Raw genomic sequence first — 19506 nt, forward strand, 5'->3', positions numbered from 1 at the left:
CCGCCGCCGGGCGGTGCCCGCACGTCCTCTGGAGGGAATCCCATGGCCGCCACCGAAAGCCCGCCGCTGGCCCACATCGTCTCCACCGGGTCGGCCCTGCCCGGCGACCCCATCGACAACGCGACGCTGGGCGAACGGCTCGGCATGGACCGGCTGTGGGAGCAGTGGGTCGCCACGTTCGTCGGCACCCTGGGCCGGCACCTGTCGTTCGACCTCGACACCGGGAAGCCGCTGGGCACCCTGGCCGATCTGGGCGAGCAGGCCGGGCGGGCCGCGCTCGAATCCGGCGGCATCGCCCCGGGCGAGATCGACGCGGTGGTGCTCGGCACCGCCACGCCGGACATGCTGATGCCCGCCACCGTGAACATCGTCGCGGACCGGCTGGGCATCGACGGCGTGCCGACCTACCAGCTGCAGTCCGGCTGCACCGGCGCCGTCCAGGCCCTTTCGCTCGGAGCCAAGCTGGCCGCCGACCCGGACACCCGGCGGGTGCTCGTGCTGGCCGGGGACAGCTGCACCAAGCACTTCGACCTGGAAATGGACTTCCGCGCGCTGCCGCCGACCCAGCTGATCAACTGCGTGCTGTTCGGTGACGGCGCGGGCGCGGTGGTGCTGTCCGGCGAGCCCGAGCCGGACTCGATCGCGATCCGCCGGATCCTCACCCGGCTGGTCGGCGGCGGCCGTGCGCCGGGTCACGAGCTGGACTGGTTCGGCCCGGCCGACCGGGCCGACTCGCGGCCGGCCGTGGCCGAGGACTTCAAGGCGGTCGAGGAGTCGGTGCCCGCGCTGGCGGTGGAGATCGTGACCGAGCTGCTCGACGACGTGGACTGGGCGGCCGGCGAGGTCGACTTCCTGCTGCCGCCGCAGTTGTCCGGCCGGATGACCGAGCGCATCGTCGCCGGCCTCGGCCTGCCCGGGGCGGAGGAGGTGTCCTGCGTCGACGAGGTCGGCAACTGCGGCAACGCGCTGCCCTTGCTGCAGCTGGACCGGCTGCGGGACCGGATCGCGCCCGGCGACCGCGCGCTCGCCGTGGCGGTCGAATCCAGCAAGTGGCTCAAGGGCGGCCTGGCTTTGGAGGCGGTGTGAACAACCCCGAGATCACCCCGGTCGCCGCGCAGCGCCGGCACACGCTGTTCTTCCTGCGCGAGTTCCGGTCCATCTCCCCGGTGTTCCTGGACACCGAGGTCGACGCGCGGGCGCTGCTGGCGCACCGGGCGTCGGCGGCCGGGGCCGGACGCCGGTATTCGATCGCGAGCTACCTGCTGCAGGTCGGCGGGCGCGTGCTGGCCGCGCACCCGGAGGCCAACGCGGCGATGACCGGCGGCCTCTGGCCCAAGGTGGCCCGATTCCCTTCGGTGGCCGGGAAACTGGCGCTCGACCGGCGGGTCGGCGGGAAGCGCGTGGTGCTGGCCGCCGTGCTGCCCGGGCTCGAGAACGCGACCCTGGACACCATCCAGGACCAGGTGGACCACTACCGCGACGGCGATCCGGACACCATGCCGGAGTTCGCCGGGGCGCGGAAGCTGCACAGCCTGCCCGCGCTGATCGGACGGGTGGCGTACCGGAAGGTGGTCCGGCCGCTGGCCGGGCGGGCCCGCGTCCTCGGCACGTTCTCGGTGACGTCGCTGGGCCACCGCCCGGTCGACGGGTTCCACTCGGTCGGCGGCACCACCATCACCCTCGGCGTGGGGCGCATCGCCGAGCGCGCGGTGGTGGTCGACGGGGAAATCGCCGTGGTGCCGACGTTCCGGCTCAGCCTGGCGTTCGACCACCGGGTGATCGATGGAGCCGAGGCCGCCGACGTGCTCGCCGATCTCGTCGAAGGCCTTGCCCATTACGGCAATGACCAGCCCGTGCCCGCGATCGGGCGCGTGACCGAGGAGACCGCAGCCCGATGACGACACCGACGACGACACCGACCCCAGCCGAGAGCCGCGGCACCAACGACATCGCCGAGCTGCGCCAGTTCATCGGCGTGCACGCGGCCAACCAGAACATCGAGCCGGCCTTGCTCGACCGGGTGCTCGCCGGGATCGGCAACGACCTCGAGGGCGACCCGGCTTCCTGGGCCGTGCAGTGGACTCGCGAAGCGCAGGAAGCCGGCGCGCGCGGGGACCTTCCCGCCGCCGGGGCGATGGCCGCTCTGGCCCGGTTCCCGTTCGTCGACGGCCCGGCCCGGGCGACCGCCGCCCGGGTGGGGATCGACGCGTTCACCCAGTGGGCCGCGCCGACTCCGTTGCGGGACTTGCGGGTCGAGTCCGGGCAGGGCGCGCTCCGGCTGTGGACGGCCGGTCTGTCCACTTCGGAGCCACGGCCGCTCGTGGTGCTGCTCGGCGGGATCGTCGCGCCCAAGGAGCAGTACGCGCCGGTGCTGCTGCAGCTCGATCAGCTGGGGCTCGCCGGGGTGGTCGCGGAACTGCCCGGCGTCGGCGAGAACACCTGGCACTACGACGAGGGCAGCTGGCAGCTCTTCCCGGCCGTGCTGGACGCGCTCGCCGACCGGGCTCGGGTGGACCGGACGCACGTGGTCGCGCTGAGCTTCAGCGGCCACCTGGCGTTGCGGGCCGCCGCGCACGACGACCGGATCCGGGGCGTGGTCACCGCGGGCGCGCCGGTCCGGGAATTCTTCCAGGCACTGCGGGAAGACGGCGGTGCGGCCATTCCGCGCGTCACACGGGACACGCTCGGCCATCTCCTCGGCTGTGCTCCCGGTGAGCTGGCCGAGCGCACCCGCGGCTGGGAACTGACCGACGACGAGCTGTCCGCCCCGGCGATCCCGGTCCGCTACATCGTCAGCTCCCGGGACGAGATCGTGCCGCCCGCGGAAGCCGAAGTGCTGCGCGCACAAGTGAAAGACCTCGAACTGCTGACGCACGACGACGTGCACGGCTCGCCCGCGCACGTGGCCGCGTCGCGGACCTGGTGCGTGCTTTCGGTGCTGCGCCTGCTCGGCGGCTACGACCCCGTGGTGGCGCAGCTGGAGACGGCTCTGGCGGGGCTTTAGCGCGATCGAAGTCAGTCCTTGGCGGGGCCGGGGAAGGTAGGAATGCACATTCGCGCCGTCGCCGTCGCCCGGCGGAGAGGGGACCCATCCGGATGACCAGTTCAGGGCCGAGCAGTACGGGGCCGATGAGCACGGAAGACAAGCTCCGCGAGTACTTGCGCAAGGTCACCGCCGATCTGCAGACCACGCGGCGCCGGCTGCGCGACGCCGAGTCCGCGGCCCGCGAGCCGATCGCCGTGGTCGGCGCGGCCTGCCGCTACCCGGGTGGGGTGACCGGCCCGGACGGGCTGTGGGACCTGGTCGCCGACGGCAAGGACGCGATCTCCGGGTTCCCGGCGGACCGCGGCTGGAACGCCGGCGAGCTCTACGACCCGGACCCGGACCGGGCCGGGCACTCGGTCACCCGCTCCGGCGGGTTCCTGTACGACGCGGCCGGGTTCGACGCCGGGTTCTTCGGGATCGCGCCGCGGGAGGCGCTGGCGATGGACCCGCAGCAGCGGCTGCTGCTGGAGGTCACCTGGGAGAGCCTGGAGTCCGCCCGGATCGACCCGGTTTCCCTGCGGGGCAGCGACACCGGGGTGTTCGTCGGGGTGATGTACCACGACTACGCCTCCCGGTTCGCCACCGTCCCGGACGGCTTCGAAGGCCACCTGGCCAACGGCAGCCTGGGCAGCATCGCCTCCGGCCGGGTGTCCTACACCTTCGGCTTCCAAGGGCCGACGCTCACTTTGGACACCGCGTGCTCGTCGTCTCTGGTGGCGATCCACCTGGCGGCGCGGGCGCTGCGGGCGGGGGAGTGCTCCGTCGCGCTCGCCGGTGGTGCCACGGTGATGTCGTCGCCGCAGACCTTCATCGAGTTCAGCCGTCAGCGCGGGCTGTCGCCGGACGGCCGGTGCAAGGCCTACGCCGAAGGCGCGGACGGCACCGGCTGGGGTGAGGGCGTCGGCGTTCTGGCGCTGCGCAAGCTTTCCGACGCGGTACGCGACGGAAACCCGGTGCTGGCCGTCATTTCCGGCAGCGCGGTCAACTCCGACGGCGCCAGCAGCCGGCTCACCGCGCCCAACGGCGTCGCGCAGCAGCGGGTCATCCGGGCCGCGCTCCTGGACGCGGGCGTCGGCCCGGACGCGGTCGACGTCGTCGAGGGGCACGGCACCGGCACCCCGCTGGGCGACCCGATCGAAATCTCCGCGCTGCAAGCGGTGTACGGCCGTGACCGGGCCGGGGACGACCCGCTGTTCGTGGGCTCGCTCAAGGCCAACATCGGGCACACCCAGGCCGCGGCGGGCGTCGGCGGGGTGATCAAGATGGTCGAGGCGCTCCGCCACGGCCGGTTGCCGCGCAGCCTGCACGCCGGCGAGTTGTCCACCAAGGTCGATTGGGACGGCGGCGGTGTCGAAGTCCTTACCGCGGAACGGGAGTGGCCGGAGCGGTCCGGCACGCGCCGGGCCGCCGTGTCCGCCTTCGGGATCAGCGGGACCAACGCGCACGTGATCGTGGAGGCGCCACCGGCCGTGGAGCCGGTCACCAATGACGCGCTTATAGAGGACGCAACGCCGTCCGGGCCGGTCCCGCTGGTGCTGTCCGCCCGCAGTGGCAACGCGCTGCGGGCCCAGGCCGCCCGGCTGGCGGAGATCAACGCGCGGCCGGTGGACCTGGCCCATTCCGTGCTGGCCACGCGCAGCAGCCACCCGCTGCGGACGGTCGTCGTCGGCGCGACACGGGAGGAACTGGCGGCCGGGCTTACCGCGGTCGCCGAGGGGGACTTCGCCGCGGAGCCGGTCGAGATCGACCCGGCCGCCCCGGCGCCCGCCACGGTGTTCGTCTTCCCCGGGCAGGGTTCGCAGTGGCTGGGCATGGCCGATGAGCTGCTCGCGACGGCCCCGGTTTTCGCCGGGCGGATGGCCGAATGCGCGCAGGCGCTGGCTCCGCACACCGGCTGGGACCTGCTCGAAGCACTCGCCGGGAAACCGGGCGCGCCCTCACTGGACCGGGTCGACGTCCTGCAGCCCGCGTTGTTCGCGGTGATGGTGTCGCTGGCGGGGCTGTGGCGGGCCCACGGGGTGGAGCCCAGCGCGGTCATCGGGCACTCGCAGGGCGAGATCGCCGCGGCGGTGGTCGCCGGCGCGCTGTCGCTGGCCGACGGGGCCAAGGTCGTGGCGTTGCGCAGTGCCGCCATCACGGAGATCAGCGGCCTCGGCGGGATGGTGTCGATCGCGGCGGCGCGTGCGGACGTCGAGACGCGGATTTCCGCGTGGGACGGCCGGATCGGCATCGCTGCGGTCAACGGCCCCGCGTCGACCGTCGTCTCCGGCGACGCCGGCGCACTCGACGAGCTGCTCGCGGCGGCCGAGGACCAGAAGTGGTTCGACGCACGCCGGGTGCCGGTGGACTACGCGTCGCACTCCGCCCACGTCACCCGGATCGAACAGCGGGTGCCGGCCGACCTGGCCGGGATCACCCCGCGCGCGTCCGAGGTGCCGGTCTACTCGACGGTCACCGGCGGCGTCCTCGACACGACCGAGATGACACCCGCGTACTGGTACCGAAACCTCCGCCAGACTGTCCTTTTCGAACAGTCGGCCACCGCGGCACTGCGGGACGGGCACACGCTGTTCATCGAGTGCAGCCCGCACCCGGTGCTGGCGGCCGGGATCGGCGACGTCATCGAACAGGCCGGCGCCCCGGCCGCGTTCGTCGGAACCCTGCGCCGGGACAACGGCGGCTGGGCCCGGCTGCTGACCTCGTTCGGCGCCGCGTATACCCGGGGCGCGCCGGTGGACTGGGCCGCGCTCACCGCGCACCCGTCCGCGAACGCGATCCCGTTGCCCACCTACGCTTTCGACCACTCCGACTACTGGCTCCTCGATTCCGCCCGCCGCACCGGCGCACCGTCCGGACTGGGGCTGGACAGCGCCGGGCATCCCTTGCTCGGCGCGGTCACCACCGTCGCCGGCGGCGACCAGACCGTGTTCACCGGCCGGATCTCCACCGAGGACCAGCCGTGGCTGGCCGGGCACCAGGTCGGCTCGCGTGTTCTGCTGCCGGCCACGGCGTTCCTCGAACTCGCGTGGCACGCCGCCGCGGCGACCGGGTTCCCGCGGCTGTCCGACGTCACCTTTCACCGGCCGTTGGTGCTGAGCGAGGTCGCGGTCCGGCTGCAGGTGACTGTGGACAGTGCCGCCCGCACCCTGGAGGTCCACTCCAGCGCTCCGGACGGCGACGACTGGAGCCCGTGGGCCCGGCACGTCACCGCGGCGCTCGCCGAACCCGGGCCGTCGCCCGCGCCGCCGGCCGCGTGGCCGCCCGCGGGTGAGGAGATCGAACTGGACGCCCGCTACGACCAGCTGGCCGAGGCGGGATACCACTACACCGGCGTTTTCCGTGGCCTGCGCCGGGCTTGGCGGTCCGGCGACACCCATTACGCCGAGGTCGAGCTGGCCGAGGACGGCTTCACCCTGCACCCGGCCCTGCTCGACGCCGCGCTGCACCCGCTGGCGATCGCCACCGCGGAAACCGCCCGGACCACCGTGGCGCTGCCGTTCGCCGTCGGCGCGGTCGAGGTCTTCGCCGAGGGCGCGACCGCGGTCCGCGTGGTGATCGAGCCGGCCGACGGCGGGCACACGGTGCGGCTGTACGACTCGCAGGGCGCGCCGGTGGCCGAGCTGGAAGCGCTGGCGACCCGGCCGATGTCGTTGCGCGACTTGATGAACGGGGCCGACGAGAGCACCGACGCGTTGCACCTGCTGCGGTGGCACCCGGTCGAGACCGCCGACCCGGGCGACGCGCCGGTGGCCCTGACCGGGGAAGGCGTCCAGCCCATCGGGACCGCCGGGAACGCGATCGTCCGCTTCGAGGCCGTCGGCTCGTCCGCGCCGGCCGCGACCGAGGCCACGCATCGCGCGCTGGACCTGGTGCAGGAGTGGCTCATCGCCGCCGACGAGGCGAACCTCACCATCGTCACCTCGGCCGCGGTGGCCGCGCGGCCCGGTGAGACCCCCGCCCTCGCGGCGGCGGCCGCGGACGGTTTCCTGCGCTCGGCCCAAGCCGAGCACCCGGACCGGTTCCGGCTGATCGACCTGGACGGCGACCCGCGTTCGCTCGCCGCGCTGCCGGCCGCGCTCGCGGTCGACGACGCGCCGAGGCTGGCGATCCGGGAGGGCGTCGTGTTGCGGCCCGCCCTGACTCCGGTCGCCACGGACCCCGGCCTGCTCACCCCGCCGGACGGCCCGTGGTTGCTGGGGCTGACCGGGCACGGTTCCCTCGACCAGCTCACCCTGGCGCCCGCGCCGCATGTGGACGAGGAACTGGCGGCGGGCCAGGTGAAGGTCGCCGTCCGCGCGGTCGGCCTGAACTTCCGGGACGTGATCATCAGCCTCGGTATGTACCCGGGCGACGCGGCGGTCGGCGCGGAGGCGGCCGGTGTGGTCGTCGCGACCGGGCCGGACGTGCCGGGCCTGCGTGTCGGCGACCGGGTGCTCGGCCTGTTCGAACTCGGGGCCACCGGCCCGTTCGCGGTCACCGACCACCGGCTGCTCACCACCTTCCCGGACGACTGGTCCTTCCCGGACGCGGCGACGGTGTGCGTGGCGTACCTGACCGCGTACTACGGCCTGGCCGAGCTGGCCGGCGCGCGGGCGGGCGAGTCGTTGCTGCTGCACGCGGCCACCGGCGGCGTCGGGCTGGCCACGTTGCAGCTCGCCGAGCACTGGGGGCTCACCGTGTACGCCACCGCCAGCCCGGCCAAATGGCCGCTGCTGCGGGAGCGGGGCGTGCCCGAGGAGCGGATCGCCGGCTCCCGGGACCTCGGATTCGAGGACAAGTTCCGCGCCGCGACCGGCGGGCGCGGGGTCGACCTCGTGCTGAACTCGCTGACCGAGGAGTTCGTCGATGCCTCACTGCGGCTGACCGCGCCCGGCGGCCGGTTCCTGGAGATGGGCAAGCAGGACATCCGCGACCCGGAGCAGGTCGCCGCCGACCACGACGACGTCACCTACATCGCTTACGACGTCCGGGATCCCAGCCACGACCGGACCCGGCAGCTGCTGGCCGAGCTGCTGCCGCTGTTCCGCGACGGCACCCTCGGCCCGCTGCCGGTGACGGCGTGGACGGCCCCGCGCACGCCGGAGGCGTTGCGGCACCTGAGCCAGGCCCGGCACGTGGGCAAGATGGTGCTCACCCTGCCCGCGCCGCTGGACCCGGACGGCACCGTGCTGATCACCGGCGGCACCGGGGCGCTCGGCGCGCTGACCGCCGAGCACCTGGTGCGCGAGCACGGCGCCCGCCGGCTGGTCCTGACCAGCCGCCGCGGCCCGGATTCCGCCGGGGCCGCGGACCTGGCCGCCCGGCTGACCGGGCTCGGCGCGGAGGTCTCGGTCCTCGCGTGCGACGCGGCGGATCGCGCGGACCTCGCCAAGGTCGTGGACGGCCTGGCGCATCCGCTGACCGCGGTTGTGCACGCGGCCGGCGTGCTCGACGACGGGACCGTGTCGTCGTTGACGCCCGAACGGCTCGACGCCGTGCTGCGCCCGAAGATCGACGCCGCGTGGCACCTGCACGAGCTGACCCGCGACCACGAGCCGGCCGCCTTCGTGCTGTTCTCGTCCGCGGCCGCGGTGATGGGCAACCCGGGCCAGGCGGCCTACGCCGCCGCGAACGCCTACCTCGACGCGCTGGCCGAACACCGGCAGGCGCTGGGCCTGCCCGCCGTGTCCATCGCGTGGGGACTGTGGTCCCGCGCCAGCGCGATGACCGGGCACCTGGCGGACGCCGACCGGGAACGGCTGGCCCGCGCCGGATTCGGCGCGGTGTCCGACGAACTCGGGCCGCGCCTGCTGGACAAGGCGCTGACCGCGGGACCCGCGGTGATCGTGGCGGTGCCGGTCGACCGGGCCGCGCTGTCCCGCTCCGTGCATCCGCTGCTGCGGCCGACCGGCCCGCGCCCGGTCCGGCTCGCCGCCGCGGCCGGGGCGCAGACGCCGGAGTCGTTCACCGGCCGGATCGCCAGTCTGTCCACAGTGGAACGGGAGAGGCACCTGCTGGACCTCGTCCGGACGACCGCGGCGGCGGTGCTCGGGCACAGCGGCGCCGACCCGGTCGAGCACACCAAGTCGTTCAAGCAGCTGGGCTTCGACTCGCTGTCCGCGGTCGAGTTCCGCAACCGGCTCAAGGCCGCCACCGGCCTGCCGCTGGGCGCGACCCTGGTGTTCGACCACCCGACGCCGGCCGAGCTGGCCGCGTACCTGGGCACCCGGATCGACCCGGCGCCGAGCGCCCCGGCCGCCCCGGACGTGCTGCCCGAGCTGGAACGGCTGCGCGCCGCCGTGACCGGGGTCTCCGAGGCCGAGCGCGAGGCGGTCGGCCGGCTCCTGCGCGAACTGCTGAGCACGGTGGAGACCGCCGCCTACGCCGAAGCCGGAGACGATGAGCTGTTCGCCGCCCTGGACGCGGAACTGGGCGCCTGACCGCCGATCCCACCAAACTACGCCCACCGAAACTGCGCCCCACCCAAACTGCGCTCCACCCAAAACGAAGGTGTGATGACCGTGACCGACCGCCAGGGTAACGGCGGCTCGACCGAGGACCGGCTCCGCGACTACCTGCGCCGGGCCACCGCCGACCTGAAGTCCGCGCGGCACCGCCTGCGCGAGCACGAGGCCCGGGCGACCGAGCCGATCGCGGTGATCGGCATCGGCTGCCGCTTCCCCGGCGGGGTGAGCGCGCCCGAGGACCTGTGGGAGCTGGTGCGGACCGGGACCGACGCGATCACCCCGTTCCCCGGCGACCGCGGCTGGGACCTGGCCGGGCTGCCGGCCGACGGCGGACTGGGCGGCGCCGAGGCGCGCAGCGGCGGGTTCCTGACCGGTGCGGGCGGATTCGACCCGGCGTTCTTCGAGATGAGCCCCCGGGAGGCGATCGCCGCCGATCCGCAGCAGCGGCTGCTGCTGGAAACCGCCTGGGAGGCCATCGAACGCGCCGGGATCGACGCGGCCACGCTGCGGGGCAGCGACACCGGGGTGTTCGCCGGGGTGATCGGCCAGGATTACAGCGCGGGCAACGAGGATCCCGGCGTCGAGGGCTACCGGATGACCGGCACGCAGAACAGCGTCGCGTCCGGGCGGCTGGCCTACCAGTTCGGCTTCCGCGGCCCGGCCATCACGCTCGACACCGCTTGCTCGTCCTCGCTCGTGGCGACGCACCTCGCGGTGCAGTCGCTGCGGCAGGGGGAGTGCTCGCTGGCGCTGGCCGGTGGCGCCACCGTCATCGCCACCCCCGAGGTGTTCGTCGAGTTCGCCCGGCAGGGCGGGCTGTCGCCGGACGGGCGGTGCCGGTCGTTCTCCGGGGACGCCAACGGGACCGGCCTCGGCGAGGGCGCCGGGCTGCTGCTGCTCGAACGGCTTTCCGAAGCCCGCGCCAACGGCCACCCGGTGCTCGCGGTGATCCGGGGCAGCGCGGTCAACCAGGACGGCGCGAGCAACGGGCTCACCGCCCCGAGCGGCCCGGCGCAGGCGCGGGTCATCTCCTCGGCGCTGGCCGCCGCCGGGCTCCGCGCCGAGGACGTGGACACCGTCGAAGCGCACGGCACGGGCACCGTGCTCGGCGACCCGATCGAGGCGCGGGCGCTGCTGGAGGTCTACGGCCGGTCGCGGCCCGCCGACCGTCCACTGTGGCTCGGTTCGATCAAGTCGAACATCGGGCACGCGCAGGCGGCCGCCGGGGCCGCCGGGCTGATCAAGATGATCATGGCGATGCGGGCCGGGGTGCTGCCGCCGACCTTGCACGTGGGGGAGCCCAGCGCCGAGGTCGACTGGGCCGAGGGCGCGGTGCGGCTGCTCACCGACGCGGCGCCGTGGCCGGAAGCCGACCGCCCGCGCCGCGCGGCGGTGTCGTCGTTCGGGATCAGCGGGACCAACGCGCACGTGATCGTCGAGCAGGCCGACGAGGCGTTCGAGCCCGCCGGCACCCCGGTGACGCTGCCCGCGGTGCCGCTGGTGCTGTCCGCCCGGTCCGCGGACGCGCTGCGGGACCAGGCCCGGCGCCTGGACTCCGTGCTGCGCGCGGAATCGGCGCCGCGTCCGCTGGACGTGGCCTATTCGGTGGCCGCGGGCCGGTCGCTGTTCGAGCACCGCGCGGGGGTGGTCGCCGCCGACCGCGACGGCCTGCTCGCCGCGCTGGCCGACATCGCCGACGGGCGGGTGGCGCCGACCACCGTCACCGGCGGCCTGGCCTTCCTGTTCGCCGGGCAGGGCAGCCAGCGGCCGGGCATGGGGCGGGACCTGCACGCGGCGTTCCCGGTGTTCGCCGAGGTTTTCGACGAGATCACCGAGAGCTTCGACGCGCTGCTGCCCGCCCCGCTGCGGCCGGTGATGTGGGCCGAGCCGGGCACCCCGGACGCGGACCGGCTCAACCAGACCGAGTTCACCCAGCCCGCGCTGTTCGCCATGGAGGTCGCGCTCTACCGGCAGCTGCACGCCTGGGGCCTGAGCCCGGACGCGCTGCTCGGCCACTCCATCGGCGAGCTGGCCGCCGCGCACGCCGCGGGGGTGCTGTCACTGGCGGACGCGGGGGTGCTGGTCGGCGCCCGCGGCCGGCTGATGGCGGCCGCTCCGGCCGGCGGGGCGATGGCGGCGATCCGGGCGGGGGAGGACGAGGTCCGGGAGACGCTGGCGGACTACCGTGCCACGGTCGAGATCGCCGCGGTCAACGGTCCACAAGCGACGGTGGTGTCCGGCGACCGGGACGCGGTGGCGGAGCTGGCCGCGCGGTGGGCCGAGGCCGGGCGCAAGGTGACCCGGCTGCGGGTCAGCCACGCCTTCCACTCCCCGCACATGGCGGGGGCGCTGGCCGAGTTCACCGCGGTCGCGGCCGGGCTGACGTTCCACGAGCCGTCGATCCCGGTGGTGTCCAATGTGACCGGACGGCTGCTGACCGCCGATGAGGCCCGGTCCCCGGAGTACTGGGCGCGGCACATCCGCCAGGCGGTCCGGTTCGCCGACGGCGTGCGCACGCTCGCCGGGCTCGGGATCCGCACGGCCGTGGAGATCGGGCCGGACGGCGCGTTGAGCGCGCTGGCCCGGGAGAACTCGGACGAGATCGTGTTCGCCCCCGCGGCGAAGGAGAAGCGGGACGCGGCGGACACCTTGCTGGGCGCGGTGGTGACCGCACAGCTGCGGACCCCGTCCCCGGACCGCGTTTCGGTGTTCGACTGGACCGGGGCCGCGCGCACCGGCCTGCCGACGTACCCGTTCCAGCGGACCGACCTGTGGCTCACCCCGGCCGCGTCGACGGCCGGGGAGACGGGCGCGAGTGCGGACTTCTGGGCGGCGGTGGAAGCCGACGACGTCACCGCGCTGGGCGACACGCTGGAACTGCCCGAATCCGGCCGGGCCGCGCTGGGCGAACTCGTCCCGGCGCTGGCGACGTGGCGGCGCGGGCAGGCCGAGCGAGCCGCCGCGGCCGAACTTCGGCTGCACGTCCGCTGGTCCGCCGTGCCGACCGGGGACGTGGTGGCCGGCGGCACCTGGCTGGTCGTCGACGGACCGGCCGCCCTGGTCGCCGCGCTCGGCGAAGGCGGGGCCGAGGTACGCGCCGTCACGGCGGAAACCCTTACCACGGAACAAAGTGACGACATCGCGGGCGTGGTGATCGCCGTCGCGGACGGCGAAGCGATCACGACCACACTCGCCGCGCTCACCGCGGCGGCCGGGATCGACGCCCCGGTCTGGGTCCTCACCCGGGACGCGATCGCCGCGGTGCCGAGCGACAGCCGCCGGGTCACGCGGCCGGGACAGGCCGCGGTGTGGGGGCTGCTGCGCACGATCGCGCTGGAGCGCCCGGGACGCCGCGGCGGCCTGGTGGACCTGCCCGGCACCCTCGACCGGCGGACGTCCGCGCGGCTGCGCGCCGTGCTCGGCGATCCCGGGGCCGAGGACCAGTTCGCCGTCCGGGCGGCCGGCGCGTTCGTGCCGCGCCTGACCCGGGCCGAGGACCGCGGCGGGCCGTGGCGCACCAGCGGCACCGCGTTGATCACCGGGGGCACCGGCGCGCTGGGCGGGCACGTCGCCCGGCTGCTCGTCGAACGGGGCGCGACCCGGCTCGTCCTGCTCAGCCGGCGTGGCCCGGCCGCGGAGGGCGCCGAAGCGCTGCGCGCCGAGCTGACCGGGCTCGGGGCCGAGGTGGAGATCCTGGCCTGCGACGTCACCGATGCCGGGGAGCTGGCCTCGGTCGTCTCGTCCGCCAAGGACCCGGAGGCGCCGTATCGCACCGTCGTGCACACCGCGGGGGCGTTGTGGCTCGGGGAAACGGACTCGATCACGCCGGCCGAGGTCGCGGACGTGCTCGGTGCCAAGGTCGAGGGCGCCAAGGCGCTCGACGTGATCTTCGCCGACACCGATCTCGACGCTTTTGTGCTGTACTCCTCGGTTTCCGGGACCTGGGGCGCGGGCGGCCAAGCCCTGTACGCCGCCGCGAACGCCGCGCTGGACGCGGTCGCCGCCACCCGCCGGAGCCGGAAGCAGCAGGCCGTGTCCGTGGCGTGGGGCCGGTGGGCCGGCGAAGGCATGGTCGACGCGGAGGCCGCCGAGTACCTGCGCAAGCGCGGCCTGCGCGGGCTCGACCCGGAACGGGCCGTCGCCGCACTCGCCGACGTGCTGGCCGGCGACACCACCACCGCGGTGATCGCGGACGTCGACTGGCCGCTGTTCGTCAAGGCGATCACGTCGAGCCGGCCGACGCGGTTCTTCGACGGGCTGACGGCGGCGGCACCGGCCGCGGGCCCGGCGGCGGCACCCGAGCTGGCCGGACTGGCGGGAATCCCGGCGCGGCACCGCGAACGCGCGCTCCGCGACCTGGTCCGCGACCAGGTCGCCGCGGTGCTCGGGCACCGCGACCCGGCCGCGCTGGACCCGGCCCGCCCGTTCACCGAACTCGGCATCGACTCGCTGACCGCGGTGGAGTTCCGCGACCGGATCGTCGCGGCCACCGGGCTGGCGCTCCCCACCACGGTGGTGTTCGACCAGCCGACCCCGGACTCGCTGGCCACCCACCTGCTCGGCCTGCTCGGCGACGACACCGCCGAAGACGGCCCACGCGCCGGCACCGAAACCGGGGACGACCCGATCGCCGTGGTCGCGATGAGCTGCCGGTTCCCCGGCGGCGTCCAGACCCCGGAAGACCTGTGGCGGCTGGTCGCCGAGGGCACCGACGCGGTCGGCGAGTTCCCGGCCGACCGCGGCTGGGACCCGGAAGCGCTCTACGACCCGGATCCGGACGCGGCGGGCAAGTCCACCGTGCGCACCGGCGGGTTCCTGCACGACGCGACGAACTTCGACGCGGCGTTCTTCGGCATCTCGCCGCGGGAAGCGCTGTCGATGGACCCGCAGCAGCGCGTTCTGCTCCAGATCGCCTGGGAGCTCTTCGAACGCGCCGGGCTGCGGGCCAGTGACGTGCGCGGCACCGCCACCGGGACGTTCGTCGGGACCAACGGCCAGGAGTACTCCTCACTGCTGATGGCGGACGCCGGTTCCGCCGCCACCGAAGGCTTTGTGGTCACCGGCACCGCGAGCAGCGTCCTGTCCGGGCGGCTCGCGTACACCTTCGGCCTGCAGGGCCCGGCGGTCAGCGTGGACACCGCGTGCTCGTCCTCGCTGGTGGCGATGCACCTGGCCGCCAAGGCTCTGCGTGCGGGCGAATGCACGCTGGCGCTCGCCGGCGGGGTCACGGTGCTGTCCAAGCCGAGCCTCTTCGTCGAGTTCAGCCGGCAGCGGGCGCTCGCCTCCGACGGGCGCTGCAAGGCGTTCGCCGACGCCGCGGACGGCACCGGCTGGGGAGAAGGCGCCGGGCTCGTGCTGCTGGAACGCCTGTCCGACGCGCGCCGCAACGGCCACCCCGTGCTGGCCGTCCTCCGTGGACACGGGCTCAACCAGGACGGCGCCAGCAACGGCCTGTCCGCGCCGAACGGCGCCGCGCAGGAACGGCTCATCCGGGACACGCTGGCCGGGGCCGGGCTGACCACCGCGGACGTCGACCTGCTGGAGGCGCACGGAACCGGCACCCGCCTGGGCGACCCGATCGAAGCCAGTGCGCTGCTGGCGACCTACGGCCAGGGCCGGCCCGCCGACCGTCCACTGTGGCTCGGCTCGGTGAAGTCCAACATCGGCCACACCCAGGCCGCCGCGGGCGTCGCCGGGGTGATCAAGGCGGTGCAGGCGCTGCGGCACGGGAAACTGCCCGCGACGCTGCACGTCGACGCGCCCAGCGGCAAGGTCGACTGGACCGGCGGCGGCGTCGCGCTGGTGACCGAAACCGCGCCCTGGCCCGAGGTGGACCGCCCGCGCCGCGCGGCGGTGTCCTCGTTCGGCATCAGCGGCACGAACGCACACGTGATCCTGGAGCAGGTCGAGGACCCAGCGCCGTCCACAGTGGACGAGTCTCGGCAGGTCCTCCCGTTCGTGCTCTCCGCACGATCCGAGGACGCGCTGCGCGACCTCACCACCCGCCTCGGCGCCCAGCTCACCACCGAGGGCACCGACGTCGCCGCGGTGGCGCGGACTCTGGCTCAGCACCGGGACGTCTTCGAACACCGGACCGTCGTCCTCGCCGAGGACGCGGAAGGCCTGCGCGCGGGGCTGCGGGAGACGGGCGAGCCGCCCGCCGACACCGTGGTCAGCGGCCGGGTCGTGCGCGGCGCGGACGGGCCGATCGCGTTCGTCTTCCCGGGCCAGGGCTCGCAGTGGGCCGGGATGGCGGCGGAGCTGTTCGACAGCAGCGACACGTTCGCCGACGCGTTCACCGAATGCGCCGAGGCGCTGGCCGAGCACGTCGACTGGTCGCCGCTCGCGGTGCTGCGGGCCGAACCGGACGCGCCGGGGCTCGACCGGGTCGACGTCGTGCAGCCGATGCTGTTCGCGGTGATGGTCTCGCTGGCGCGGCTGTGGCAGTCGTACGGGGTGTACCCGGACGCGGTGATCGGGCACTCGCAGGGGGAGATCGCGGCCGCTTGCGTGGCCGGCGGCCTCACGCTGCCGGACGCCGCGCTGGTCGTGGCCCGGCGCAGCATCGCCATCGGCGAGCTGGCCGGGCAGGGCGGCATGGTCTCGATGGTCGCGACCACCGCCGAGGCGGCCGCCCGGATCGAACGCTGGGACGGCCGGATCGACATCGCCGCGGTCAACGGGCCGACCGCGACCGTGGTCGCGGGCGAACCCGGGGCGCTCGACGAGCTGATGGCCGAATGCGCCGGGGCCGGGGTGACCGCCCGCCGCATCCCGGTGGACTACGCCTCGCACACCCGGCAGGTCGAACGGCTGCGGGAGCGGCTGGCCCGCGACCTCGCCGGCATCCGGCCGCGGCCGACGACGGTGCTCGTGCAGTCCACCGTGACCGGCACCGCCATCGATCCCTCCACAATGGACGCCGAGTACTGGTACACCAACCTGCGCCGGACCGTTCGCCTGCAGGACGCGGTGAGCGGGCTGGCCGCGCAGGGCTACCGGGTGTTCCTCGAGCCGAGCCCGCACCCGACGTTGCGGCTGGCCGTCGAGGAGACGGTGGAAGCGGCGACGGGCGGCGCGGGCTCCGTGGTCGCCGGCACGCTGGTCCGTGACCGGGGCGGCCGGCGGCGCTGGCTGGCGGCCGTGGCCGAGCTGGCCACGGCCGGAGTGCCGGTGGACTGGACGCCCGCGCTGCCGTCCGGGCCGATGGCGCAGCTGCCGACGTATCCGTTCCAGGGTCAGTACTTCTGGCCCGAGCCGGCGCGCGGCACCGCGGATCCCACCGCGCTGGGGCTGGTTTCCGCCGGGCACCCGGTGCTCGGCGCCGGGATGGAGCTGCCCGACGGCAGCACGGTGTTCACCGGGCGGATCTCGGTCGCGGCCGACCCGTGGGTCACCGATCACGCGGTGTTCGGCAGCACGCTGGTGCCCGCCACCGCGCTCGCCGACCTGGCCCTGCACGTGGCGCAGGTGCTGCGGACCGAGTCCGGCCTGGCCGAGCTCGCCGTCGTCGCCCCGCTCGTGCTGCCTCGTGACGGGGGAGCCGAACTGCGTGTCACGGTAGAGGCGCCGGACGCGGACGGCCGCCGCGCGGTGCGGGTGCACTCCCGGACCAGCACGCCGGAGTGGACGCAGAACGCCACCGCCGCGCTCGTTCCCGAGGTGCCGCCGGTGACCGAGACCCTCGAGGACTGGCCACCGGCCGGCGCGGAGCCGATCGCGGTGGACGGGCTTTACGCGGACCTGGCGGCGCAGGGCTACCAGTACGGTCCCGCGTTGCGTGGGCTGCGAGCCGCGTGGCAATCGGGGGAGACCCGGTACGTCGAGGTGGAACCCTTGGCAGCGGCCGGGTATCACGTCCATCCGGCCACTGTGGACGCTGCCCTGCACGCGATCGGCCTGCTCCCGGTCACCGACCTGCCCGCCGGGCACATCCGGTTGCCGTTCGCCTGGTCCGGTGTCCGCCGGTACGGCGCGGGTGATCCTGCGACGGGAGCCCTGCGGGCCCGGATCGAGCCGCGGGGCGACGACGAACTGGCGGTGGTGCTGGCCGACAGCACCGGCCGGGTACTGCTGAGCATCGACTCGCTGTCGCTGCGCCCGGTGCCCTCGGACGTCCTCGCCGCCGCGGCGGTGGTCGACGACGCGTTGTTCGTGCCCCGTTGGGTGCCCGCGGCCGCTGCGGTATCAGCCACAGCGGCGCCGGTCGGCTGGCCGGACGAGATGGCCGTGCTCGCCGGTCCGGCCGAACGCCTGGCCGCCGAGCTGATCGCGGCGGGCGGCGGCGTCTGCGTCGTGCCGGATTTCCTGGCGGTGACCGGGGATACGGTGCTCGCGGTCCTGCCGTCGTCCGGCATCGACGCCGCAGCAGCGGAAGCCGCGGCGCACGCCGCCCTGACCCTGGTGCACCGCTGGCGGGAAGACGCCCCGGAAACCCGGCTCGTCGTGGTCACCGCCGGTGCGACCGCCGCCGTGCCCGACCCGGCGGCGGCCACCGCGTGGGGACTGCTGCGCACGGTGCAAAGCGAGCACCCGGACCGGATCGTGCTGCTCGACCTCGCGGACGCGACCGCCGCGCAGGACGGGTCGATGGTGCTGACCGCACTGCGCAGCGGCCATCCGCAGCTTTCGGTGACCCCGGAGGAGATCCTCGTGCCGAGGCTGGTGCCGTTGAGCGCGCCGGCCGACCGGAGCTGGAGCGCGGGCGAAGGCACCGTGGTCGTCACCGGCGGTTCGGGCACGCTCGCCCGGACGATCGCCCGGCACCTGGTGGCAAGTCGTGGCGTCCGCGAACTGCTGTTGCTCAGCCGTCAGGGCGCCGCCGCACCCGGGGCCGAGGAGTTCGCCGCGGAACTGGCCGGGCTGGGCGCGAACGCCGAGACGGTGGCCTGTGAAGTCGGGGACCGGGACGCGCTGGCCGCGGCGCTGGCCGGTCGTCCGGTCAGCCTGGTGCTGCACACCGCGGGCGTCCTGGACGACGGCCTGGTCGAGACGCTCACCCCGGAGCGGCTGGCCGCGGTGCTGCGGCCGAAGGTGCTGGGCGCCTGGCACCTGCACGAGCTGGTGCCGGACGCGCGGCTGGTGCTGTTCTCCGCCGCCGCCGGGACGTTCGGCAGCGCCGGGCAGGCGAGCTACGCGGCGGCGAACGCCTACCTCGACGCCCTCGCCCGCCACCGTCGTGCGCTCGGCCGGCCGGGGGCCGCGCTGGCCTGGGGCCTGTGGGCGACCGCGAGCGGCATGACCGGCGCGCTGGCCACGGACGACCTCGCCCGGCTGGCCGCCGCGGGCATCCAGCCGATCACCGACGCGCTCGGCCGTGACCTGTTCGACGCGGCGCTGGCCGCCGGCGAGCCGGTCACCGTGCCGATCCGGCTGGACCTCGCGGGCCTGCGGGCGCGCGGCGGCAGCCCGCACCCGCTGCTGGCCGGCCTCACCGGGCCCGCCGGGCCGGCGGCCACCCGCCCCGCCGGTCTCGCGGTGCGGCTCGCGTCCGCCGAACCGGAGGAGCGGGCGGCGATCGTCACGGCGTTCGCGCGTGGGCACGTCGCCGCGGTGCTCGGGCACGGCGAAGCGTCCGCGATCCCGCTCGACCAGCCGTTCACCGAACTCGGGTTCACCTCGCTGAGCGCGGTGGAACTGCGCAACCGGATCACCCGCGCCGCGGACGTCCGGCTGGCGACCACGGTCGTGTTCGACTATCCGACGGTGTCCGCGCTCTCCGCGCACCTGCTGGAGCTTTTGTCCGTGGCACCGGTCGAATCGGCCGGGCCGGTGGCCGACCCGATGGCCGACCCGATAGCCGCAGTGGAGCGGCTGGAACGCGTCCTTCATGCGTCCACAGTGGACAGCGCGACCCGGGAACGGCTGGCCGGGCGGCTGCACCGGCTGATCGGTGAACTGGCCCCGGCCGCGCACCGGCCGGACGGCAGCACCGAGGAGCCCGAACCCGACCTGCTCGGCGGTGATGCCGAGGCCTTGCTGCGGTTCATCGACAGCACCGTCGACGGCTGAGCC

5 protein-coding genes are annotated in these 19506 nt (G+C 74.8%); all 5 read left to right on the forward strand.

The genetic code is table 11. The features are described 5' to 3' along the window. Positions 1-42 precede the first annotated feature (42 nt). The 5 genes from OG943_RS08035 to OG943_RS08055 all read left to right on the forward strand — a co-directional run bounded on the left by OG943_RS08035 (position 43) and on the right by OG943_RS08055 (position 19503). Positions 43-1086 (forward strand): 3-oxoacyl-ACP synthase III family protein, encoded by a 1044-nt coding sequence (locus tag OG943_RS08035; RefSeq protein ID WP_328609060.1) that lies wholly within the window; start codon positions 43-45, stop codon positions 1084-1086. Beyond that, on the forward strand, positions 1083-1898 hold the full coding sequence (locus OG943_RS08040; protein WP_328609061.1) for a 2-oxo acid dehydrogenase subunit E2: 816 nt from the start codon (positions 1083-1085) through the stop codon (positions 1896-1898). The genes OG943_RS08035 and OG943_RS08040 overlap by 4 nt, the downstream gene beginning before the upstream one ends. Next, positions 1895-3004, forward strand: coding sequence for an alpha/beta fold hydrolase (locus OG943_RS08045; RefSeq protein WP_328609062.1), 1110 nt, complete (start codon positions 1895-1897; stop codon positions 3002-3004). The genes OG943_RS08040 and OG943_RS08045 overlap by 4 nt, the downstream gene beginning before the upstream one ends. Positions 3005-3159: 155 nt before the next feature. Further along, positions 3160-9465, forward strand: a complete 6306-nt coding sequence (locus OG943_RS08050) for a type I polyketide synthase (protein ID WP_442874778.1) — start codon at positions 3160-3162, stop codon at positions 9463-9465. 81 nt (positions 9466-9546) lie between these two features. Beyond that, positions 9547-19503, forward strand: a complete 9957-nt coding sequence (locus OG943_RS08055; RefSeq protein WP_328609063.1) for a type I polyketide synthase — start codon at positions 9547-9549, stop codon at positions 19501-19503. The last annotated feature ends 3 nt before the right edge of the window (positions 19504-19506 follow it).

Origin of the sequence: Amycolatopsis sp. NBC_00345, from assembly GCF_036116635.1 — a bacterium.
GTDB lineage: Bacteria > Actinomycetota > Actinomycetes > Mycobacteriales > Pseudonocardiaceae > Amycolatopsis.